The 19,980-nt window shown below is 67.4% G+C and carries 25 protein-coding genes; 17 read left to right on the top strand and 8 right to left on the bottom strand.

From position 1 onward, the window contains the following. The first annotated feature begins 8 nt into the window (after nt 1-8). The 4 genes from ACPCUW_RS29325 to ACPCUW_RS29310 all read left to right on the top strand — a co-directional run bounded on the left by ACPCUW_RS29325 (nt 9) and on the right by ACPCUW_RS29310 (nt 3,378). Nucleotides 9-944, top strand: a complete 936-nt coding sequence (locus tag ACPCUW_RS29325) for a universal stress protein (RefSeq protein ID WP_423428429.1) — start codon at nt 9-11, stop codon at nt 942-944. Nucleotides 945-1,030: 86 nt separating this feature from the next. Next, on the top strand, nt 1,031-1,468 hold the full coding sequence (locus tag ACPCUW_RS29320) for a VOC family protein (RefSeq protein WP_423428427.1): 438 nt from the start codon (nt 1,031-1,033) through the stop codon (nt 1,466-1,468). A 365-nt stretch (nt 1,469-1,833) separates the two neighbouring features. Further along, a complete protein-coding gene (locus ACPCUW_RS29315) occupies nt 1,834-3,030 on the top strand; it encodes an alpha/beta fold hydrolase (RefSeq protein WP_423428425.1) in 1,197 nt (398 codons plus the stop codon). Between the two features lie 201 nt (nt 3,031-3,231). After that, nucleotides 3,232-3,378 carry a hypothetical protein gene (locus ACPCUW_RS29310; protein ID WP_423428424.1) on the top strand — a complete coding sequence of 49 codons (147 nt, stop codon included), beginning with the start codon at nt 3,232-3,234 and terminating at the stop codon, nt 3,376-3,378. A gap of 310 nt (nt 3,379-3,688) precedes the next feature. Here ACPCUW_RS29310 and ACPCUW_RS29305 read toward each other — a convergent pair whose 3' ends face one another. After that, nucleotides 3,689-3,892 (bottom strand): DUF397 domain-containing protein, encoded by a 204-nt coding sequence (locus tag ACPCUW_RS29305; protein WP_423428423.1) that lies wholly within the window; start codon nt 3,890-3,892, stop codon nt 3,689-3,691. Next, nucleotides 3,889-4,734, bottom strand: coding sequence for a helix-turn-helix domain-containing protein (locus ACPCUW_RS29300; protein WP_423428422.1), 846 nt, complete (start codon nt 4,732-4,734; stop codon nt 3,889-3,891). Before ACPCUW_RS29300 ends, ACPCUW_RS29305 begins: the two co-directional genes overlap by 4 nt. A gap of 227 nt (nt 4,735-4,961) precedes the next feature. Between ACPCUW_RS29300 and ACPCUW_RS29295 the strand changes: the two genes are divergently transcribed. The 5 genes from ACPCUW_RS29295 to ACPCUW_RS29275 all read left to right on the top strand — a co-directional run bounded on the left by ACPCUW_RS29295 (nt 4,962) and on the right by ACPCUW_RS29275 (nt 7,475). Next, nucleotides 4,962-5,129, top strand: coding sequence for a hypothetical protein (locus ACPCUW_RS29295; protein ID WP_167331926.1), 168 nt, complete (start codon nt 4,962-4,964; stop codon nt 5,127-5,129). Nucleotides 5,130-5,134: 5 nt separating this feature from the next. Further along, nucleotides 5,135-5,314: a hypothetical protein gene (locus tag ACPCUW_RS29290; RefSeq protein WP_423428420.1), complete on the top strand. Its 180-nt coding sequence runs from the start codon at nt 5,135-5,137 to the stop codon at nt 5,312-5,314. Continuing rightward, nucleotides 5,295-5,579, top strand: a complete 285-nt coding sequence (locus ACPCUW_RS29285; protein WP_423428418.1) for a hypothetical protein — start codon at nt 5,295-5,297, stop codon at nt 5,577-5,579. The genes ACPCUW_RS29290 and ACPCUW_RS29285 overlap by 20 nt, the downstream gene beginning before the upstream one ends. 196 nt (nt 5,580-5,775) lie before the next feature. Further along, the gene (locus ACPCUW_RS29280; RefSeq protein WP_423428416.1) at nt 5,776-6,858 is read left to right on the top strand and encodes an S-(hydroxymethyl)mycothiol dehydrogenase; all 1,083 of its coding nucleotides are present in this window, start codon (nt 5,776-5,778) and stop codon (nt 6,856-6,858) included. Beyond that, nucleotides 6,855-7,475: an MBL fold metallo-hydrolase gene (locus tag ACPCUW_RS29275; protein ID WP_423428414.1), complete on the top strand. Its 621-nt coding sequence runs from the start codon at nt 6,855-6,857 to the stop codon at nt 7,473-7,475. Before ACPCUW_RS29280 ends, ACPCUW_RS29275 begins: the two co-directional genes overlap by 4 nt. Before the next feature lie 90 nt (nt 7,476-7,565). Here ACPCUW_RS29275 and ACPCUW_RS29270 read toward each other — a convergent pair whose 3' ends face one another. Next, the gene (locus ACPCUW_RS29270; RefSeq protein WP_030515750.1) at nt 7,566-8,180 is read right to left on the bottom strand and encodes a TetR/AcrR family transcriptional regulator; all 615 of its coding nucleotides are present in this window, start codon (nt 8,178-8,180) and stop codon (nt 7,566-7,568) included. Between the two features lie 99 nt (nt 8,181-8,279). Here ACPCUW_RS29270 and ACPCUW_RS29265 point away from each other — a divergent pair, with 99 nt between their 5' ends. The 7 genes from ACPCUW_RS29265 to ACPCUW_RS29235 all read left to right on the top strand — a co-directional run bounded on the left by ACPCUW_RS29265 (nt 8,280) and on the right by ACPCUW_RS29235 (nt 14,562). Next, nucleotides 8,280-9,173 carry a metal-dependent hydrolase gene (locus ACPCUW_RS29265; RefSeq protein WP_030515749.1) on the top strand — a complete coding sequence of 298 codons (894 nt, stop codon included), beginning with the start codon at nt 8,280-8,282 and terminating at the stop codon, nt 9,171-9,173. Continuing rightward, entirely contained in the window at nt 9,170-10,213 is a 1,044-nt protein-coding gene (locus ACPCUW_RS29260; protein ID WP_423428412.1) for a PDR/VanB family oxidoreductase, read from the top strand. Before ACPCUW_RS29265 ends, ACPCUW_RS29260 begins: the two co-directional genes overlap by 4 nt. Nucleotides 10,214-10,302: 89 nt before the next feature. Further along, nucleotides 10,303-11,766, top strand: coding sequence for a flavin-containing monooxygenase (locus tag ACPCUW_RS29255; RefSeq protein WP_104362849.1), 1,464 nt, complete (start codon nt 10,303-10,305; stop codon nt 11,764-11,766). Further along, a complete protein-coding gene (locus ACPCUW_RS29250; RefSeq protein WP_423428409.1) occupies nt 11,763-12,647 on the top strand; it encodes a short-chain dehydrogenase/reductase in 885 nt (294 codons plus the stop codon). The genes ACPCUW_RS29255 and ACPCUW_RS29250 overlap by 4 nt, the downstream gene beginning before the upstream one ends. Continuing rightward, nucleotides 12,644-13,690 carry an alpha/beta hydrolase gene (locus tag ACPCUW_RS29245; protein ID WP_423428408.1) on the top strand — a complete coding sequence of 349 codons (1,047 nt, stop codon included), beginning with the start codon at nt 12,644-12,646 and terminating at the stop codon, nt 13,688-13,690. Before ACPCUW_RS29250 ends, ACPCUW_RS29245 begins: the two co-directional genes overlap by 4 nt. Nucleotides 13,691-13,720: 30 nt before the next feature. Beyond that, on the top strand, nt 13,721-14,032 hold the full coding sequence (locus ACPCUW_RS29240; protein WP_063014479.1) for a pyrimidine/purine nucleoside phosphorylase: 312 nt from the start codon (nt 13,721-13,723) through the stop codon (nt 14,030-14,032). 98 nt (nt 14,033-14,130) lie between these two features. Beyond that, nucleotides 14,131-14,562, top strand: a complete 432-nt coding sequence (locus ACPCUW_RS29235) for a nuclear transport factor 2 family protein (RefSeq protein WP_063014572.1) — start codon at nt 14,131-14,133, stop codon at nt 14,560-14,562. Nucleotides 14,563-14,625: 63 nt separating this feature from the next. Here ACPCUW_RS29235 and ACPCUW_RS29230 read toward each other — a convergent pair whose 3' ends face one another. Continuing rightward, nucleotides 14,626-15,501, bottom strand: coding sequence for an NmrA/HSCARG family protein (locus ACPCUW_RS29230; RefSeq protein ID WP_423428406.1), 876 nt, complete (start codon nt 15,499-15,501; stop codon nt 14,626-14,628). A gap of 130 nt (nt 15,502-15,631) precedes the next feature. On the opposite strand from ACPCUW_RS29230, the gene ACPCUW_RS29225 reads away from it, so the two are divergent. Next, nucleotides 15,632-16,231: a TetR/AcrR family transcriptional regulator gene (locus ACPCUW_RS29225; protein ID WP_423428404.1), complete on the top strand. Its 600-nt coding sequence runs from the start codon at nt 15,632-15,634 to the stop codon at nt 16,229-16,231. Nucleotides 16,232-16,358: 127 nt separating this feature from the next. Here ACPCUW_RS29225 and ACPCUW_RS29220 read toward each other — a convergent pair whose 3' ends face one another. The 4 genes from ACPCUW_RS29220 to ACPCUW_RS29205 form a co-directional block, all read right to left on the bottom strand. Continuing rightward, nucleotides 16,359-17,585: a cytochrome P450 gene (locus ACPCUW_RS29220; RefSeq protein WP_423428402.1), complete on the bottom strand. Its 1,227-nt coding sequence runs from the start codon at nt 17,583-17,585 to the stop codon at nt 16,359-16,361. A 280-nt stretch (nt 17,586-17,865) separates the two neighbouring features. Next, entirely contained in the window at nt 17,866-18,945 is a 1,080-nt protein-coding gene (locus ACPCUW_RS29215; protein WP_423428400.1) for a dihydrodipicolinate reductase, read from the bottom strand. Between the two features lie 31 nt (nt 18,946-18,976). Continuing rightward, nucleotides 18,977-19,174, bottom strand: coding sequence for a ferredoxin (locus tag ACPCUW_RS29210; protein WP_423428398.1), 198 nt, complete (start codon nt 19,172-19,174; stop codon nt 18,977-18,979). Then, complete coding sequence (locus ACPCUW_RS29205; protein WP_423428397.1) at nt 19,174-19,980, bottom strand: SDR family oxidoreductase; 807 nt, start codon at nt 19,978-19,980, stop codon at nt 19,174-19,176. The genes ACPCUW_RS29210 and ACPCUW_RS29205 overlap by 1 nt, the downstream gene beginning before the upstream one ends.

The raw sequence follows: 19,980 nt of genomic DNA, 5'->3' as shown, positions 1-19,980 counted from the left end.
AGATACCTATGAGCGGACCGGATACACCGGCGATCGTGGTCGGCGCCGACGGCTCGGAGATCGCGTTGCAAGCCGTGGTGTGGGCCGCCGTCGAGGCCGCGTTGCAGCACTGCGCGCTGCACATCGTCACGTCCTACGGCGTAGCGCCGAATCCGGGCCTGACCGCGGTGCTGGCCGCCGCGGAACAGCAGTGGCTGCGCGCGGACGGGGAACGAGTACTGGCCGAAGCGGCGGCGGTGGCGCGCCATGCCACACCCGATGCGACGCCGGCGATCAGCACCGAACTGAGTTTCGACATGATCATCCCCACCCTGCTCGAGCATTCGGCGCGGGCGCGGATGGTGGTGGTCGGCAGCCATGGTCGCGGGGCGATCGGGCGGATGGTGCTCGGCTCGGTCAGCACCGCGCTCAGCCGGCACGCGCACTGCCCGGTCGCGGTCGTGCACGGCGATCCGGCCGCCGACGCCGGATGGGCGCGGAAACCGGTCGTGGTCGGAGTGGACGGCACCGCGAACAGCGTCCCGGCCGTCGAACTCGCCTTCGCCGAGGCGTCCCGGCGCGGGGCCGGGTTGGTCGCGGTACACGCCTGGAGCGATCGGAGCGGTTACGACCTGCCCGTGGTCGGCTGGGAGGCGATTCGCGAGACCGAGCGGGTGGTGCTGGCCGAGAGACTGGCCGGCTGGGCCGAACGGTTCCCGGAGGTATCGGTCGAGCGAGTCGTGATGTGCGACAGCCCCGTTCGGGCGCTGCTCGCCCACTGCGAGGACGCGCAACTGCTGGTGGTCGGTACCCACGGGCGCGGCGGGTTTCCCGGCCTAATTCTGGGTTCGACCAGTACCGCGCTGCTGCATCTCGCGCACTGTCCGACGATCGTCGTCCGAGGCGGCGAGGCCGACGCGGCGGTCACCGAACAGGTCACCGCCGGGGCGGAAGGCGTCGCATGAGTGCCGGCTCGTTCCGCGACGACGAGGGCCCCGGCCGGTAATTCGTCTACCGAAATTGGTCAGCCCTGCTCGGTAGCATCCACCGCATGCCCATCAAACTCGAGAACGTCGGCATCGCCGTTCGCGACCTCGAAGCAGCGATCGCCTTCTTCACCGACCTCGGTCTCACGGTTCTCGGCCGGGACACGGTCAGTGGTGAATGGACCGACACCGCCGTCGGTCTCGACGGCAATCACGTCAAGATCGCCATGCTCCAGACCCCGGACGGTCACGGTCGCCTCGAACTCTTCGAGTACATCCACCCGGAGGCGATCGAGACGGAACCCACCCGCCCCAACGAGATCGGCATGCACCGGGTCGCCTTCTCGGTCGACGATATCGACGCAGCCCTCGAGATCGCCGCGAAGCACGGCTGCCATCCGCTTCGCGGCGTCGCGACCTATCAGGACATCTACAAGCTCACCTACCTCCGCGGGCCGAGCGGAATCCTCGTGATGCTCGCCGAGGAGCTGAAGAAGGACTGACGGCGGATCGTGCCGCTCTAGCATGCCGATCATGCACAACGCGGCCGATTCCCTCACCGCGGAGAAGAGCCCGACTACCTCGCGGGCCGGCCCCGGACGTTCCCACAGCAGCTCCCTGCGAACGACGATGGTGTGCATCATCGGAGAGATTGCGGTGCGCCGGAGATCCCGAGGTGGCAGGGAACGTCCTAGGGCCTGTGGACAGGTGCGGGGGGGTGAACTAATCGTGCAAACCTCGGCGAGATGTGGCGATTTCCGTCATCGTCGGCGAGGTTTGCACGAAAAGTTCAGCCGGACGGAGGGGCGGCGAGGATCACGGCGTGGCGCTATCGTGAGCGGCCCGACTATCGCAACGGGGGTGGACCATGGATGTGATGCGAGCGCGGCATATTGCCCGCCCCGACGTAGACCTGTACGGGGAGGAGGCCGGCGAGGGGCCGACGGTTGTCTTGCTGCATGCCGGGGGTGAGCGGCGGCAGGTGTGGGCTCCCGTAGTGGAGCGACTTGTCGGGGACGGATTGCGGTGTGTCGCTTTCGATCAGCGCGGCCACGGCGATAGCGGTGGGGCACTCAGGAGGCTGGACGAGTGCGGGGGCGATATTGCCGCGATCGTCGATGCGGAACCCGGATGCGTGCTCGTCGGCGCCTCACTGGGCGGGCTCGCCGCCGTTGCGGCGCTGGGTGATCCGCGCACCCGAGCGAAGGTCACGGGGCTGGTTCTGGTGGATGTGGTGCCCAATCTCGATGCGGGCCGGGTGCGGCGCTTTCTCGCTGCCGGCGGCCTGTCGAATGTCTACCCGGACTTCATCGACGATGTCTTGGTCCACGTCCCGGGACTGCGACAGATCACGGCGCAACTGGATATCCCCATCCATCTGATCCGTGCCGGCCGGGCCTCATCGCTCACCGACGTCGAGGCGGACGGGTTGCTCCAGCTGGTTCCGCACGCCACGGTGACCCGAATTCCCGGCGCCGGGCATCTGGTCGCCCGTGAGGAGCCGGAGGCATTGGCGCGGACGATCGCGGATCTCACAACACCGTGGCCGGCGCGGGCGCTGCTGCGCGAACTCGGCGCGGCGCGGGTGGAGCATCCTGGTGGGGATCTCCTCGATCATCTCGAGCGGGTGCGGCAGCTGGTCGTGGACCTCGGCGGAGGTACCCGGGTTCAGCTGGCCGCGCTCACCCACGCCACCTACGGCACGGACGGCTTCCCGCACTCACTGCTGCCACTCGACCGGCGAGCGCGCCTGCGCGCGGCAATCGGTCACGACGCGGAAGCTCTGGTCTACCGCTACGGCGCGTGCGACCGAGCCGAGACCAATCCCCACCTCGGCACCACCCCACTTCCGATCACCGACCGCTTCACCGGCGAGGTGGTCGCCGTAGACGGCACCGATCTCGCGGACTTCGCACTCCTCACCGTCGCCAACGAACTCGACGTGGTGCGCCATGCCGCGCTCACCACCGAGACCGTTGACGGGATCCGGGCTCTCATCACCGCGTGTGCGACATACGTGCCCGATGCCGCCGCTCGGGCCCTCGCCGACCGGCATCTCCGCTGAGAACACAGGACACCGCGCGAATTGCGTTGTATCAGAGGGGGCTGAACTTTCCGTGCAAACCTCGGGGAAATTTGCGGTTGTCCGCAAAATCGGGCGAGGTTTGCACGAAAAGTTCAGGCAGAACACCGTCCAGCCCCCAATCGAACGACACCCGCCCGGTGCGCCCTCACCGCCCGCGGCGAGGCGCGCGGGGAGGCGCGGGTGTTGCTTCAGCAGCTCGCGTTCAAGTTCGGGCCGCTGCCGGAATCGGTCACCGGAACCGTGCACGCGGCGCGGCCCGAAGAAGTGCGGAAATGGGCGCTACGGATCCTCACCGCGGACACACTTGCCGCCGTCTTCGATCGATAGGTTTCGGTTTCATACCGCGTGGCGCCGGATCATCGGGACAGCAAACGACGATCGTGCTTCGAAGCCTCCGAAGCAGCCGTCTCCTCGCACTGGGAGTGAGAGTCGTCCCAGGAAGACTACGGCGAACTAATCGTGCAAACTCCGCCCGGTTTTGCGGATTTCCCGCAACATCGCAGAGCTTTGCACGAAAAATTCGGCTGCTCGAGGGATGCACGCGGTGGGGCGGCACGAGGGGTGATACGGCAGAACCCCCGAAGACCCAGGGAGGCAAGGGCTTCGGAGGTTCTCGGATCGTGGCGAGCGGAGGTGTTTACGCCCGGTCGAACCGGCCGCACTGGACGCCGGCAGTGAAGGCGGACCACTCCGAGGGAGTGAAGATCAGGGCCGGACCGGTGGGGTTCTTCGAATCACGAACGCCCACAGCATCGTTGAGGAACGCCACCTCGACACAGTCTTTGCTCGCGCCTGAGAAGCTTGACTTGAACCACTTCGCCCCGGACAGGTCGTTGCTCACGGCATGTGCTCCTTGATCAGTGCTACCGACTCGGCTTCGGTCAACGCTACACGATCAATCTCGCCAAGAGCCCGAGTATATTTTTGCAGCTCCGCCTCGCGTTCCAGGTAGAGATCCCCGGTCCAACCTTCGACATAGACGATCGGAGGCGCGGAGAGCCCGGAGAGCAAAACCGGAAACTCCAAGAGAGTGAACGAGCCGACATATGCCCCAAGATGACTCGACGCGTTGAACGGAACTACTCGGACGGACACGTTAGGCATTTCGGCCAGCGTTGCCAGTTGGCCTAGCTGCTCCGCGATCACTGCTGGCCCTCCAACCTGTTCATGAAGGATGGCTTCGTAGAGGAGTGCCGCGATCCGAAGATTCGGGTCTTTCAATCGTTCTTGGCGATGGGTCTGCCATTCGATTCGTCGCTCCAGCTGCTCACTCGGCATATCAGGTCGTTCTGCCCAACCCATCGCGCGTCGGTAGGCAGGCGTTTGAAGAAGACCAGGCACGATGGTCGTTTTCCAGAGCGTCAACTTGGTTGCGGCGTCCTCCAAAGCCAGGTAGTGGTTGAACCCGCTGTCCTGCGCGTCCGCATACGCCCTCCACCAGCTGGCCGTCACCTTCCCCTCTCGCGATGCGCGAATCTCCTTCACCAGATCCAGGCAGATGCGCCGCTCCTCATCGGTCGCCCCGTAGCTGTCGCACAGTGCGTTCACTTGCAGGCTGGTGATCCGCGTCGTCTGGCCCTCTTCGATACGGCCGATGGTCTGATGCGACGTTTCCGCGATGCGCGCGGCCTGGGATTGGCCCATTCCCTTGGCATTTCGCAGCCGCCGCAGTTCACGCCCCAATGCTCGTTGCGCGAGTGTGCTCCCTGACCCCATTCGTTAGCTCCCCTATCGATTGTGTCCCGGTTTTCTGGACAGGTCCCCACTGGACAGGTTGCTGGTAGACGAGTTCAAACAATCGGTACGGCAACGGATACCCGAAATCCCCACCATTCGACTACAACTCGCGGCCGAGTCGATGCAACCTCAACGCCGACAACCACTTTCACATCGCAGGGGAAGTATCCACCATGGGACTGCTCAACCACGATCGAATGCCGATCATGACCGTCTCCTACGCGCACATCATCATGCAATTGCATATCGACTGCGCTTTGTGCGTGTGCCCGGTGAAACAGCAGGCGAAGCAGCGGCTCATCGAGGCAAAACACCTGGTGCCGGACTCGGGTCGGGAGTGAGGCCGATGTTCTGGGAATTCGTGCTGCTGATCAGTATTCCGCTGGCCGTCATTCTGCTCGCGGTGTTCTGGCCCGAGCAGATCTCCAAACCTGAATCGCGCGATTCCGTGCGCGCGATCATCGACCGGATCGCGCGCGAAGACCGCGCCGGAGAGGCGAAATACCGTGACCGACACCGCGAATAGCGGCCACTTCCGGACGGCAGTCGGGCCGTCGTCGGCGTGGTGGCGGGTCGCCGGCCGCGAGCGGGTCGAGATCACTCATCTCACTGATCGCGAAAAAGCCATCAATACCGAATCTTTCGTGAATTTCCGGGTGACGCGGTACTCGTGCCACGGCGTGGTCTTCATCGACACGCCGAGTTTGGCGCAAGCACATTCCCTTCTTCCGCACTACCACGCACTGTGGTGCGCGGTGAGCGAGGAGTTCCGTCGCCGGTTCGCCACCTGACGGGTGCCCGCCGCAGGCCCGGGCAGCGCGCCGGTAACTCCGCCCGGCAGTGGAGATGACAATGGTTTCCACCAGCACGCGCGCGGTGCGACCAGGGAAACCGAACTATCGTCTGGACACCTGTCCGAGGCAGTCGATGCGGGCATACACTGACCCGTAAGGTAAACCGGCACCCCCGACGCGTAAAGGAGATTCCATGTCCCAGAAGGTTCGCGGCGTCATCGCCCGCAGTGTGGGCGCCCCGGTCGAGATCGTCGATATCGTCATCCCCGATCCGGGCCCGCACGACGTGGTGGTGCGGGTGCAGGCCTGCGGGGTGTGCCATACCGATCTGACCTACCGCGAGGGCGGCATCAACGACGAATTCCCTTTCCTGCTCGGCCACGAGGCGGCCGGCGTGGTGGAAACGGTCGGCGATGCCGTCACCCACGTCCAGCCCGGCGATCACGTGCTGCTGAACTGGCGCGCGGTGTGCGGCCAGTGCCGGGCCTGCAAGCGCGGCAAGCCGTGGTACTGCTTCGACACCCACAACGCGAGCAAGCCGATGACGCTGGCCGACGGAACCGAACTGACCCCGGCTCTGGGCATCGGCGCCTTCGCCGACAAGACCCTGGTGCACGAGGGACAGTGCACCGTAATCGACCCGGAGACCGATCCCGCCGTGGCCGGACTGCTCGGCTGCGGTGTGATGGCCGGACTGGGGGCGGCGATCAACACCGGCGGGGTGAGCTACGGCGATTCGGTCGCGGTCATCGGCTGCGGCGGCGTCGGTGACGCGGCGATCGCGGGGGCCCGGCTGGCGGGCGCCACCACCATCATCGCCATCGACCGCGATCCGCGAAAGCTGGAGTGGGCCAAGGAACTCGGCGCCACCCACACCCTCGAGGCCGGTGCTGACGTGGTCGAGCGGGTGCAGGAATTGACCGGCGGTTTCGGCGCCGACGTGGTGATCGACGCGGTCGGGCGGCCGGAAACCTGGAAGCAGGCCTTCTACGCGCGCGATCTGGCCGGCACGGTGGTGCTGGTCGGCGTGCCGACGCCGGATATGCAACTGGAGATGCCGCTGATCGACTTCTTCTCGCACGGCGGCTCGCTGAAGTCCTCCTGGTACGGCGACTGCCTGCCGGAACGCGACTTCCCGATGCTGCTCGACCTCTACCGCCAGGGACGGCTGCCGCTGGAGCGGTTCGTGAGCGAGCGCGTGACCCTCGACCAGGTCGAGCAGGCCTTCACCACCATGCACCACGGTGACGTGCTGCGATCGGTGGTGACGCTGTGAGGATCGACCGCGTCGTCACCTCCGGAAAGTTCGAATTGGACGGCGGCAGCTGGGATGTCGACAACAATGTCTGGGTCGTCGGCGACGACCGTGAGGCCATTGTGATCGATGCCGCCCACCAGGCCGAGCCGATCATCGCGGCCGTCGGCGATCGCACGGTGCGCGCGATCCTCTGCACCCACGCCCACAACGACCACATCAACGTGGCCACCGAACTGGCCGAGGCGCTGCGCGCCCCGATCCGGCTGCATCCGGCCGACGAGGTGCTGTGGAGTGCCCTCTACCCCGACACCCGCTACGAACCGCTGCATGATCGGGAGCGAATTCCGGTGGCGGGCAGTGAGATCGAGGTCCTGCACACACCGGGCCACTCCCCCGGCGCGGTGAGCCTGTACCTGGCCTCGGAGAAGACGGTCTTCACCGGCGACACCCTGTTCCAAGGCGGACCCGGCGCGACGGGCCGCTCGTTCTCGAGCTTCCCCACGATCATCGAATCCATCCGCACCCGCCTGCTGAATCTGCCCGCGGATACCACGGTACTGACCGGACACGGTGACTCCACCACCATCGGCACGGAGGCGCCGCACCTGTCGGAATGGATCAAACGCGGTCACTGAAACAACTGCCGCACAGTCATATACGCGCCGAGGGCCGCACGAGCGATCGTGCGGCCCTCGGCCGTGACACCCTTACCGTGGCGGCCTCGCTCACCCCTTGACGAGCGGGATCAGGTAGACGCGAGCGAAGGCGGCCAGTTCTTCGTCGTTGTGGAATTCTCCGGCACAGTACGGCGCGAGGATGAGGGAATGCACTATGCGGCAGAGCAATTCGGCGCGGGTGAGCAGGTCGGGTGCGTCGGGCAGTAGCCCACGATCCACCGCGCGCTGCAAGACCGCCGCCGTCGCGGAGACGCACATGGCGAAGGTCGTGGCGCCCTCGGCGGTCAGCTTCATGATGACCCGCTCCGGCTCGAGGGCCATCATGCGCTCGACGAGCGGGTTGGTCCGCCAGCGGGTGAGGACGGTGACGAAGACGTCGGTCACGAGGTCCTCGACGGTGTCATGGCGCTCGGGAATCTCGGCGACATCGGTGAGCACGGCGGTGACTTCGCGGTTCACCACCGCCTGCACCACGTCGTCGCGGGAGCCCATGCGCCGGTAGACCGTGACCCGGTCGACGCCCGCTTCGCGAGCGATGTCCTCGATGGTGGTCTTCTTGACGCCGACCTTCTGGAACCGGACCAATGCCGCGTCAAGGATGCGCGCTTCCACGCCATCGGCGACATTGTCCCGGGTAGAGGCCGTTTTCGACGCGCTGATCACACTGTCCACGCTAACAGAGGGACCACCCCTTGCAACATTCTCGAGGAAAATGTTGCGCGCAACATTGCAATAGAAAATGTTGCGCTGTACGTTCCGTGTATGGCTTCGACAGCTGGCGCGACGAGGCGCCCCTACCGCGACGAGGCGCATGCGATCAACGCGCGCGACGTGCACTTCGACTTCGCCACCGTGCCCATGCACTACATCCCCGGTGAGGCGCTGGCCACCCACATCGTCAACGTGATGCACCTGCTGCTGCCGGAAGGTGAGCGGGCGATGGCCCAGGCCCTCGCCGAGTCGTTGCCCTACATCGACGACGAACGGCTCCGCGAGGAGGTGACCGGATTCGTCGGACAGGAGACCATGCATGCCGCTACCCACGAGGCCGCTCGCACGCACCTGCAGTCGATCGGGCTGGACGTCGACTCCTACATCGGCGCGATCGGCTGGGCCGTCGATCGCATCCTCGGCGACCACGGACTGACCGGCCGCGCCAAGGAGGAATGGCTCAAGGAACGGCTGGGCCTGTTCGCCGGCATGGAGCATTACACCGCCGTATTCGGCGAGTGGTTGCTCAACGCCGAGGTGCTCGAGCAGAAGGGTATGCATCCGGCCATGCTCGATCTGGTGCGCTGGCACGGCGCCGAAGAGGTGGAGCACCGCAGCGTCGTGTACGACGCGTTCATGCACGTCGACGGCAGCTACGCCCGCAAAGCGCGGACGGCGCTGGTCGCGAGTGCGACGCTGCTGCCACTGTTCGTGCTGTCGGCCGCGTACATGTATCGCAAGGACCCATCGCCCGACAAGGGCCGGTTCTGGGGATGGCAATTCGTCAGCGCGACCCGTCGCAAGGTGATCCCGAGCTGGACGACGTTCTTCACCGAGATCCCGCGCTACCTGCGGCCGGGATTCCATCCCTCCCAGCTCGGCCCGATGGACACGGCGTTGCGCTACCTCGCACACTCGCCCGCGGCCAGGGCGGCACAGCGATGACCCGCGCGGCGACCAGCGTGCCCGCCGGGCTGCGGGTGCTCGGCGGCGTCATCGACGTCTACAAACACGTGTTCGTCTCGGGACCGGCCGCCACGGTGTTGTCGCGGCCGAACCCGGTGCGGCGCAACGGTTTCGACCTGAACATGGTGGTCGAGTCCGTCGAGCGGGAAGCCGACGACGTGGCCGGCTTGACGCTGCGCGCGTCCGGCGGTGACGAGCTGCCGAGCTGGCGTCCCGGCTCACATCTGGACGTCTTCCTGCCGTCCGGCCGGCAGCGGCAGTATTCGCTGTGCGGCGACCCCGCCGACCGGCAGCGCTACCGCATCGCGGTCCGCCGCATCGCGGACGGGGAGGGCGGTTCCCGGGAAATCCACGAGACGCTGCGAGTGGGCGACCCACTGCGAATTCGCGGTCCGCGCAACGCCTTCCCCTTCGTGGAGGCGCCGTCCTACCTGTTCCTCGCGGGCGGCATCGGGATCACCCCGATCCTGCCGATGGCCACAGCGGCCGGCGCGCGCGGACAACTGATCTACACCGGCCGCACCCGCTCGGCCATGCCGTTCCTGGCAGAACTGCCGGCGCATGCGGAGATCCGGCCGGACGACGAGTGCGGCGTGCCCGCGGTCGCGGACCTGATCGCGCGGGCCGAGCCCGGCGCGGCCGTCTACGTCTGCGGGCCGCCGCCGATGCTCGCGGCCGCCCAGCGCTGCATGTTCGAGCTGAACCCCACCGGCTCCCTGCACACCGAACGGTTCTCGGCTCTGCCCGTCACCGACGGCAAGCCGTTCCGGATCGAACTGGCCCGCTCCCGCCGGACGGTGCGGGTGGAGGCGAACGAGACCGCACTGAGCGCGATTCGGCGCGTGGCGCCGGACGTGACCTTCTCCTGCCGCCAAGGATTCTGCGGAACCTGCAAGACCGGCGTGCTCGCCGGCGCCGTGGACCACCGCGACCGCCTGCTGTCCGGCGCCGAGCGCGGCGACCGGATGCTGATCTGCGTCTCCCGCGCGGCGGGCGACGATCTCGTGCTCGACCTCTGAGCGCTCGACCTCCGACACCGAGAAGGGACAACGTTGTCCGAACAAGCGCATGCCACGCCGATCGCGGTACCGCACGGAAGGAACCTGCGATGAACACACCTCGCGAGCACATCGGCATCGCCATCGTCGGCGCCGGATTCGGCGGTATCGGCCTGGCCGTCAAACTTCGTGAGGCCGGTTTCCACAATCTGGTGATCCTGGAACGCGCGGACGACCTCGGCGGCACCTGGCAGGCGAACACCTACCCCGGCTGCGCGTGCGACGTCCCCTCGCACCTGTACAGCTATTCGTTCGCCCCGAACCCCGACTGGTCGCGCACCTACGGCAAGCAGCCCGAGATCCTCGACTATCTCCGCTCCGTGGCGGAACGGTTCGATGTGGCCCGGCACATCCGGTTCGGCACCGAGGTGCTGGACGCCCGGTGGGACGAGGACGAGTCGGTCTGGCGGATCGAGACCTCCCGTGGCTCGCTCACGGCCAATTTCCTGCTGTCGGCCGCCGGGGTCTTCGCCGAAGCGAAGTATCCGGCGCTGCCGGGCCTGGAAACGTTCGCCGGCAATGCTTTTCACTCGCTGCACTGGGATCACGACCATGACCTCACCGGCGAACGGGTCGCGGTGATCGGCACGGGAGCGTCCGCGGTGCAATTCGTGCCCGAGATCCAGCCGAAAGTCGGCAAGCTGCTGCTCTTCCAGCGCTCCGCGCCGTGGATCGTGCCGCGCATGGACCGCGCCACGCTCGGCGCGGAGCGGCTGGTACTGCGCACGCTGCCGATGGCGCAGAAGGCGATTCGCGGCGGCTGGTACGCCACCATCGAGGCCTTCGGCCTGATCTCGCTGGTGGACAAGCGCTTTCGCCATCCCTACGAGGCCCTGTCCAAGTGGCACCTGCGGCGGCAGGTGCGCGACCCGGAGCTGCGCGCGAAACTGACCCCGGACTACGTGATCGGCTGCAAACGCGCGATCTTCTCCGACGCGTACTTCCCGGCGCTGGACCGGCCGAACGTGGAGGTGGTGACCGAGTCCATCGCGGAGGTCCGGCCGCACTCGATCGTGCTACGTGACGGCTCCGAGCACGAAGTGGACACCATCATCTTCGGCACCGGTTTCAAGCCGATCCCCTCGGTCTTCGAGCGCTACCACGGACGCGACGGGGTGACGATGGCGCAGCTGTATCACCAGCAGCCGCAAAGCTACCTGGGCATCGCACTGGCCGGATTCCCCAATTTCTTCTGCACCCTGGGCCCGTTCGGGGCGGCGGGCAATCAGTCGGCGATCTACATGATCGAATCCCAGATCACCTACATCGTCGACGCCCTGCGCACGATGCGCCGCAAGGGCGCGCGCCGGGTCGAACTGCGACCGCAGGTCCAGGAGCGCTTCGTCGAGGAGATGCGGGAACGCAGCACCTCGACGGTCTGGCTCACCGGCGGATGCCAGACGTACTACACCACCCCCGATGGCCGCAACGCGGGCCTGTACCCCAACTGGAGTTTCGAATACCGCCGCCGCACAGCCGGTTTCGACGCCGAGTCCTACGCGGTGAACGCATGATCGGCCTCGGCGGACTGCTCGGGCTCGTCGGTCGCGGCGGCGAGCGCTACGACGTGAACGGACGGGTGGTGCTGATCACCGGCGCCGGCCAGGGCATCGGCCGGGAACTGGCCGCCATCCTGCACCGGCGCGGCGCGCGGATCGCGGTGGTGGACATCGATGCCGCCGCGGCCGAGACCGCCGCGCGTGATCTCGGCTCGCGCGCGCTCGGCGTGGGGGCCGACGTCGCCGACCGGGAGGGTATGGAGGCCGCCATCGCCTGGGCGATCGACCATTTCGGCCGCCTGGACGTCGTGGTCGCCAACGCGGGGGTCGTGCCCGAGGCCGCGACCCTGCGGACGATGACCGGGCCGGCGTTCGACCGGGTGATGGCCATCAACCTCACCGGCGCGTACAACACCGTGCATCCCGCGCTGGACCAGATCGTCGCCAATCGAGGACACGTCGTGGTCGTCTCCTCGTGCGCGGCGTTCGCACCGGGGATGGCCGGATCGCCGTACATGATCAGCAAGGCCGCCGTCGAGCAGTTGGGCCGCGCCCTGCGGGTGGAACTGGCCGGGTTCGGCGCGAGCGCGGGCGTGTCGTATTTCGGCGTGGTGGAGACCGAGATGACGCGCAGCACTCTCGATCGCGATCCCCTCGGCCACGAACTGGACAACCTGCTGCCGTGGCCGCTCAACGTCCGGGTCAGCGCGACCGAGGCGGCCACCGTGATCGCCGACGGCATCGCCCGCCGCGCACCGCGCACCGTCGCGCCGCTCGGCTGGGAGCCCTACGCCCTGCTGCGCGGCGCGGTGAACGTCGTGCTCGACAGTCGACTGGCCAACGACGCGCGGATGCACGACCTGGTGCGGCGCGTCGAACAGCGGGCCCGGCCGTGACCGGCCGGATCGGCGAAAACCGTGCCGAATACGAGGAATTCGCCACGGCCGGCCTGTTCCCGGGAGACCACACCGTCACCGCGGCGCCGGCCTCGCCCCCCGCCCGGGCGCTGCGTCGGATCTCGGCACTGCTCGGGGTGGGCACCGTCCTCGCCGCCGTCCCGGTCGACCGGCGCACCCTCGCTGCCGCGCGCCTGCTGCTCGAGCACGGTATGCGCGCGGCCGCGCCGGTACTCGCCGGGACCGGCATCGACCCGGTGGACGACGGCCCGGTTCCGGGCGAATGGGTGCGCGGACCGCGTGCCACCCGCGACGACGCCGCTGTGCTCTACGTACACGGCGGCGGGTTCGTGGCCGGCTCGCCCCGGTCCTACCGCGGCGTCGCCTCGCGGCTGTCCACCGCCACCCGGCTGCCGGTCTTCACGCCGGCCTACCGGCTCGCTCCCGAGTATCCGCATCCGGCGGCACCGCAGGATGTCGCGGCGGCCTACCGATGGCTGCTGACCCAGGGCTACGGTCCGGACCGCATCGTGCTGGCCGGCGATTCCGCGGGCGGCTATCTGGCCGCGGACTTCGCGATCACGCATGCGGCGCAGGGTAATTCGCGCCCTGCCTGCCTGCTGCTGTTCTCGCCGATGACCGATCTCTCCCTGGATACCGCCGCAGGCTCCGCCCATGGTGACACCGTGCTGGGCCCGGCCGTCGCCCGCGCTGCGGTCGCGCAGTTCACCGCGCGACCGCAGCGGCTGCGGCCGGTCGCGGGAACGGCTCTGCCGCCCACCCTGATTCACGTCGGCGGGGACGAGTTCTTCACCGCCGACGCCGTCGCCCTCGCCACGGCGCTGCGGGCCGCCGGCGCACACTGCTCACTACACACCTGGCCCGGGCAACTGCACGTGTTCCACGCGCTACCTGCCGTCGTGCCCGAATCCCGATCCGCCTACCGCGCCGCGGCCCGCTTCGTCGCCGCCCATCTCGATCCCGCCGGGGAGACAGCGGCGGCGACCGCCGCACCGGGCCGATCGGCGCGGTCAGTAGGCTGACTACTCCACGTCACCTCCGGGAAAGAGACCATGTCGCAGTTCGAGAACGTCAGCGTGGCCACGAAGGCCAATGTGTACTTCGACGGCAAATGCGTGAGCCACGACCTCACGCTGCCCGACGGCACCAGGAAGTCGGTCGGCGTGATCCTGCCGTCGACATTGACCTTCACCACCGGCGCTCCGGAAATCATGGAACTGGTGGAGGGCGAGTGCGCCGTGACACTGCCCGGCGCGACCGAGCCGACGACCTACCGCGGCGGCGAATCGTTCTCCGTGCCCGGCGACAGCTCGTTCGACATCGAGGTGCGGGAAACCCTGCACTACGTCTGCCACTTCGGCTGACCAGCCGATAACACGGGCCGCCGACGCTCCCCGCCACCTCGATGACCTTGTCCATTTCCCGCCGGATCGCTGTCGTTCACGACGGTAAGGTCCGGGCCATGACACCGGACAACAGGACCGTGGTTCAGGCTGCCTGGCGAGCCTTCGCCGGCCACGACGCCGAGCAGATCGCAGCATTCTTCACTCCGGACGCCGAATGGCTGGCGCCCGCGGGCAATGCCACCGCGGTCGCCTTGGACGCTCCCAGCCACATGATCGGGCGCGAGGCCATCACGGAGTTCATCGCGAACGGTTTTCCCCGCCTGTTCGTCGCCGATGTCGCGCTGGATTTTCACGGCTTTTACGCCGAGGGCGACCGGGTGATCGTGGAGGAGACGATGACTGCCACGCTGGCGAACGGAAATCGATACAGCAACGACTACTGTTTCGTGTTCGAACTGCGCGACGGACTGATTCACCGGGTTCGCGAATACATGGACACCGCGCGCGGGCACCGTGACGTCTTCGGTGAACCGGCGGTCACCGGCTGACAGCTTCGGTCACCGTTCCCGATCGTCGACGCCGACAAGCGCGAGGGCGCACCTCGGTGATGATCAAGGCCGGGTGTCGAGCAAGGGGCGGATCAGCTTCGCGCCCTTGGCGTCGAGCCAGTCCCGGAAGGTCATCAAGCCCGGGTGCAGTGCGCGCAGTTCGTCGACGTCGACGTCGGGGATGCTACCGTCGCCGCTGTTGAGCAGTTCGTAGCCGCGGGCGAATCGTTCGTTGATGCGGCGCAGTTCCTCGATCGGGCGCTGGATGTACGGGACCGGCCGCCCGAGGGCGGCGCCGACCTGCGCGGCGACCTCCGGCGGCGTGAGCACGTCGCCGACGAGTTCCAGTGTCCGGCCGCGATAGTCGTTCGGATTCCGCAGGGCGAGCGCGGTGAACGCGCCGATATCGTCGAGCGCGATGAATTGCTGACGCACGTGCGCGGCGGCGGCGGTGCGCAGCGCGCCGTCGCTTATCCCAACCGTCGCGGACTGCGTGATCAGATTCTCCATGAAGGAACTCGGCCGCAGCACCGTGGCCGAGACGCCCGACGCGGCGATGTACTGCTCGATCTCCCATTTGGTCGGCTGGCCGCCGCGATCGGCACCCAGGCCAGAGCTGTAAACCAGGTGCGCCACACCATATTTCACCGCCGCGTCGGTGACGGCCTTACCGGCCTTCACCTCGTCCTGCTCCGGGGCCAGCGGCCCGGGATGCACGCTGTACACGCCGTAGGCGCCGTCGACGCAGCGGTCAATCGTCGCCGGGTCCTCCAGCGAGCCCGCGATCACCTGCGCGCCCGCCCGCGCCAAGCTTCGCGCCCTGTCGCTGTCAGGGCGACGACTCAACACCCGCACCTGCCATCCGTCGGCAAGGAGACGATCGGCGACCGCACCGCCTTGCTGTCCGGTCGCGCCGATGACGAAAACAACCTGCTCCATGAGCCCTCCGTAAGCGAATCATCGGATCTACCGCGCCGCCGAGCCGCAGTAAACGGAGACTATTCTCCGCTTCTGCCCACTATACGGAGAGGCGTCTCCGTTTCGCAACGGTGGCGGCTACGATCGAGCGATGGGTAAGGACGCGGGGCAGGTTGCCAAGCCACTGCGCGCCGACGCGCGCCGCAACCGGGACCAGGTACTGGCGGTCGCCCGGGAGATGCTCTCGGCGGACGGCTCGTCGGCGTCGTTCGACGAGATCGCGCGCCGAGCGGGCGTCGGCGTCGGCACCGTGTACCGGCATTTCCCCACGCGTTCCGCACTGTTCGAGGCGGTCGTCGTCGGCCGGGTGGAGGAGTTCACCGAACGAGCACGCCTGCTCGCCGGCACCGATACCGCGCCGGAGGACGCGTTCTTCGACTACTTCACCCACCTCGTCGGCGAGGTCGCCCTCAACCAGGCGCTGTGCGAAGCGCTGGACGACGACGGCGGCACGGCCGTAGCGATCCCCGACCGGCTCCGGCACGACTTCATCCGGTCGTTCGACACCCTGCTCTCCCGGGCGAAAGAGGCAGGGGCCGTACGACCCGACATCGATGTCGCCGACGTGCTCGACCTGGTCATCGGCGCGGCGACGGTCGAACGCCGCGCCCGAGCGCGCAACGCGCCGAACCCTCTGATCGCCGTCGTGCTCGACGGCCTCCGCGCGCCCGATCACCGCGCGCCTGCGTGACCGACACCGGTTGCCGAACCACTGCGCCGGGAATGATACTGGGCCACAACGCATGTCGCGCACACGATCGAGGGCCGCACGAATGATCGTGCGGCCCTCGGTTGTCCCCCAGCCCTTTTCCCCGGGTCTAGGAGTATTCGACCTGCCAGTGTTTGATGCCGTTGATCCAGCCCGAGCGCAGGCGCTGGGGGTCGGAGATCTGGTGCAGGTCGGGCATCACGTCGGCGATGGCGTTGAACATCAGGTCTATTTCCAGGCGGGCGAGGTTGGCGCCGACGCAGAAGTGGGCGCCCGTTCCGCCGAAGGCCAGATGCGGGTTGGGATCGCGCAGCACGTCGAAGCCGAACGGCTGGTCGAAGGCCGCCTCGTCGAAATTGGCCGAGCTGTAGAACAATCCGACCCGCTCACCGGCCTTGATCAGCTGCCCGCCCAATTCCACATCCTCGGTCGCGGTGCGCTGGAAGGCGGTGACCGGAGTCGCCCAGCGCACGATTTCGTCGACCGCCGTGCGCGGACGCTGCTGCCGGTACACCTCCCACTGGTCCGGATGGTCGACGAAAGCCTTCATCCCGTGCGTGATCGCATTGCGGGTGGTTTCGTTTCCGGCGACGGCGAGCAGAATGACGAAGAATCCGAATTCGTCCGAACCCAATGCCTCGCCGTCGATATCGGCGCTGACCAGTTGGCTGACGATATCGCCCGACGGTTCCGTCCGGCGCGCCTCGGCCATATTCCACGCGTAGCCCAGGATTTCGGCCGAGGCGACCGCGGAATCACCGTATTCCGGATCGTCGTAATTGAGCATCTGATTCGACCAGTCGAACAGCTTGTGGCGATCGTCCTGCGGGACGCCCAGCAGTTCGGCGATGGCCTGCAGCGGCAATTCGCACGCCACCTGTTCGACGAAATCGCCGCCGCCGGATTCCTTGGCGGCGCGCACGATTCGCTCGGCCCGCTCGGTCAATGCCGCCCGCAGGCTCTCCACGGCGCGCGGGGTGAAGCCCTTGGAGATAATGCGGCGGATCTTGGTGTGCTTGGGCGGATCCATGTTCACCAGCAGCGCGCTGGTCACCGACAACTGCTCCGGCGTGGCGAAACCGGGCAGCCGGATGATGGAACCCTTCTTCTCCGAGGAGAAGACGTCCGAGCGGCGCGAGATCTCCTTGATGTCCTCGTGCCGGCTCACCACCCAGTAGCCGGCATCCTCGAACGGGTAGGACTGCTCCTCACTCTGGGCGTTCCACCAGACCGGCGCGGTGCGCCGCAATTCCGCGAATTCGGCGACCGGACTTCTCTCGGCCCACAGTCCCGGGTCGGTGAAATCGAATCCGGCCGGTATCGACGGAGCAGCCACAGTTCCTCCTCGTGTCCGCTGCACTGCGAATCATGGATTTTTCGAAACGTGTTCTTCCTTGATTAGAACACGTTGCATTGCAGTGGAAAAGAGCTGCGGATGCGCGCATTCCGGAAAAACAGAAGTTATGACAAAACTATTTCGAGCAGACGAAAAACCGCCCGATCGGCGGGATTTCCCGATCGTCCGGGCGCGCATCGCTCTACGCTATTGGTCTGTATCGCACTGTTCGGTCGGCGAAAACCCGAGTGGCACCCGGGAATTCAACGGCGGGTTTCGTTCATCCGCTCACCTCGGTTCTCCGGTCGCGATGCAGACGCGGCGCGGCCCGCCCCGCCGGCAGCGGCAGATCGAGATAGGTGCGCACGCCCGGTTCGGCCGCCACGACATAGGGGATCGCGTTCACACAGTTCAGCGCCGTGGCGACGATCGAGGGATTGCGCCGGGCCCCCTCGGCCGGATCGTGGGCGTGCAAGCCGGACAGCGTCAGCACACAGCCGGGGTCGCCGCGCACCTCGACCTCGAACCGCTGACCGTTCGGCCCGAAGCTCCACGCCGGGTCGAAGTTCCGCTCACCCATGAACCAGTTGACCGCCGCCGTGATCACCGGTTCGCCGTCGACCGTGCCTTCCCACCGAAAGCGCTGGGCTGCAACCTGTCCCGGCTCGATGACGCCGATCGGCGAGTCGATCGGCGCGGTGGCGACCGCGATGTCGTGGGTGGTGCGGATATCGGGATCCAGATCGAATCCCAGTTCGTCGGCGATCATCCACACCGACTGGCTGTAGCCGCCGGCCAGCATCGCCGCGACGGTGCTTCCCGCGGCCTTCTCCGGATCGGCGCCGAACATCATCCAGTGCCGCACCACATCCGGAGCGCCGTAGGTGCGGATATCGGAGAATTCCTCGGCTCGGACGCCGGTCACCGAACCCGACAGCGCGGAGACCACCAGCGGCAACCGTTCGGTGAGGCCGCCGGGGTGAATGCCGGTGCCGTGCAACGTGACTCCGCCCTCGGCGCAGACCGCGTCGAACTTCTCGCGGTCGCGCTGCCGGGGATAGAACCAGCCCAGCGGGGTCACGACGTTCTTGCCCGAACGCAGGATCGCGCGCAGCACCGAGGTATCGGCGAAGACCGGGCTGTAGATCACGCAGTCGGCGTCGAGGGCGAGCAGGGCCTCGGCATCGGTGGTGGCGGTGACGCCCACGGGTTCGCGGCCGACAAGCACGCCGAGGTCCGCGCCGTGCTTGTCCGGGCTGTGCACCCAGGCGCCCACGAGTTCCAGCTCCGGATGGTCGAGGACGCCTTCGATCGCGGCGCGACCCACTCCACCGGTCGCCCACTGGATCACCCTGATCACGAGCGCTCCCCTTCCCGGACGGCCGCGCCCATCACTGGTCCCGCACGATCGAGAGTGCCTGGGTCGGGCAGTACCGCACCGCGTTCTCCACATCCGCGCGGTCGGCCTCGTCCACCTCGGGCCGCACGATTTCGACCTTGCCGTGTTTGGGCACGTCGAAGTAGTCCGGCGCCTCGGCCTGGCACATCGCGTGGCCCTGACACAGGTCCAGATCCACTCCGATACGCATCAGCTCTGTTCCCCCTTGTCGGCCTGCTCCGGCTCGCGCAACGGGGCTTCCGGCTGCACCTCGACCAGCACCAGATGCGCGCCGCGCGGTGTGTTGACCACCGCGGCGATCGCGGCGGCGAGGTCGGAGGCGCGCAGGAAGAAGGGGTGGCGGGCGAAGCCCCATTTCACCCAGTCGTCGAGCAGTGGGCCGACCTGCTCGGGTGCGGCGTTCATCCCCATTCCGGTCTGGGTCGCGCCCGGCCGCACGATCGAGGCGCGAACACCGGTGCCCTCCAACTCCATTCGCAGCTGGCGGGCCATCGCCTCGAGTCCGGTCTTGGCGGCGTTGTAGGCGCCGTTGCGGGGGCGGACCTGGTCGGCGCAGTCGGAGCCGATGAAGACGAAATCGCCGCGGCGCCGGGAGATCATGCCCGGCAGGATGCGATGGGCCAGCCGTTGCGCACCCACCAGATGGACGTCGACCTGCTTCAGGAAGGTCTGCGGTTCCATCTCGTGGGCCAGACCGAATTCGATGTCCCCGGCGCCGGATACCGCGACCTCGATGGGCCCCAGCGCCTCCTCGGCGGCAGTGACGAAGGCGTCGACCGAGGCATCGTCGGTCACGTCGAGCGAACCCGCGAAGGCGGTGCCGCCGTTGGCGGTGATCTTGTCGGCCAGTTCGCGGCAGGTCTCCACCCGGCGCGCACCGAGCGCCACCGGGAATCCGGCCTCGGCCAGCATGATCGCGGTCGCGGCGCCGATTCCCGACGACGCCCCGGCGATGAGAACCGGTCGCACATCCGGGTGCGGATCGAAACGCGGCAT

The sequence above is a fragment of the Nocardia sp. AB354 genome (assembly GCF_049538315.1).
GTDB classification, from domain to species: domain Bacteria; phylum Actinomycetota; class Actinomycetes; order Mycobacteriales; family Mycobacteriaceae; genus Nocardia; species Nocardia nova.
Note: the sequence above shows the minus strand (reverse complement) of the source record. Positions and strands in the feature narration are given on the sequence as shown.

What these genes read in the sequence shown, in the direction of transcription:
- ACPCUW_RS29260 (WP_423428412.1), top strand. Translation starts at nt 9,170, where the DNA reads ATGACCCGCGCGGCGACCAGCGTGCCCGCCGGGCTGCGGGTGCTCGGC.
- ACPCUW_RS29255 (WP_104362849.1), top strand. Translation starts at nt 10,303, where the DNA reads ATGAACACACCTCGCGAGCACATCGGCATCGCCATCGTCGGCGCCGGA.
- ACPCUW_RS29240 (WP_063014479.1), top strand. Translation starts at nt 13,721, where the DNA reads ATGTCGCAGTTCGAGAACGTCAGCGTGGCCACGAAGGCCAATGTGTAC.
- ACPCUW_RS29290 (WP_423428420.1), top strand. Translation starts at nt 5,135, where the DNA reads ATGTTCTGGGAATTCGTGCTGCTGATCAGTATTCCGCTGGCCGTCATT.
- ACPCUW_RS29235 (WP_063014572.1), top strand. Translation starts at nt 14,131, where the DNA reads ATGACACCGGACAACAGGACCGTGGTTCAGGCTGCCTGGCGAGCCTTC.
- ACPCUW_RS29230 (WP_423428406.1), bottom strand. Translation starts at nt 15,501, where the DNA reads ATGGAGCAGGTTGTTTTCGTCATCGGCGCGACCGGACAGCAAGGCGGT.
- ACPCUW_RS29210 (WP_423428398.1), bottom strand. Translation starts at nt 19,174, where the DNA reads ATGCGTATCGGAGTGGATCTGGACCTGTGTCAGGGCCACGCGATGTGC.
- ACPCUW_RS29280 (WP_423428416.1), top strand. Translation starts at nt 5,776, where the DNA reads ATGTCCCAGAAGGTTCGCGGCGTCATCGCCCGCAGTGTGGGCGCCCCG.
- ACPCUW_RS29205 (WP_423428397.1), bottom strand. Translation starts at nt 19,980, where the DNA reads ATGCCGCGTTTCGATCCGCACCCGGATGTGCGACCGGTTCTCATCGCC.
- ACPCUW_RS29250 (WP_423428409.1), top strand. Translation starts at nt 11,763, where the DNA reads ATGATCGGCCTCGGCGGACTGCTCGGGCTCGTCGGTCGCGGCGGCGAG.
- ACPCUW_RS29325 (WP_423428429.1), top strand. Translation starts at nt 9, where the DNA reads ATGAGCGGACCGGATACACCGGCGATCGTGGTCGGCGCCGACGGCTCG.
- ACPCUW_RS29320 (WP_423428427.1), top strand. Translation starts at nt 1,031, where the DNA reads ATGCCCATCAAACTCGAGAACGTCGGCATCGCCGTTCGCGACCTCGAA.
- ACPCUW_RS29295 (WP_167331926.1), top strand. Translation starts at nt 4,962, where the DNA reads ATGGGACTGCTCAACCACGATCGAATGCCGATCATGACCGTCTCCTAC.
- ACPCUW_RS29265 (WP_030515749.1), top strand. Translation starts at nt 8,280, where the DNA reads ATGGCTTCGACAGCTGGCGCGACGAGGCGCCCCTACCGCGACGAGGCG.
- ACPCUW_RS29315 (WP_423428425.1), top strand. Translation starts at nt 1,834, where the DNA reads ATGGATGTGATGCGAGCGCGGCATATTGCCCGCCCCGACGTAGACCTG.
- ACPCUW_RS29225 (WP_423428404.1), top strand. Translation starts at nt 15,632, where the DNA reads ATGGGTAAGGACGCGGGGCAGGTTGCCAAGCCACTGCGCGCCGACGCG.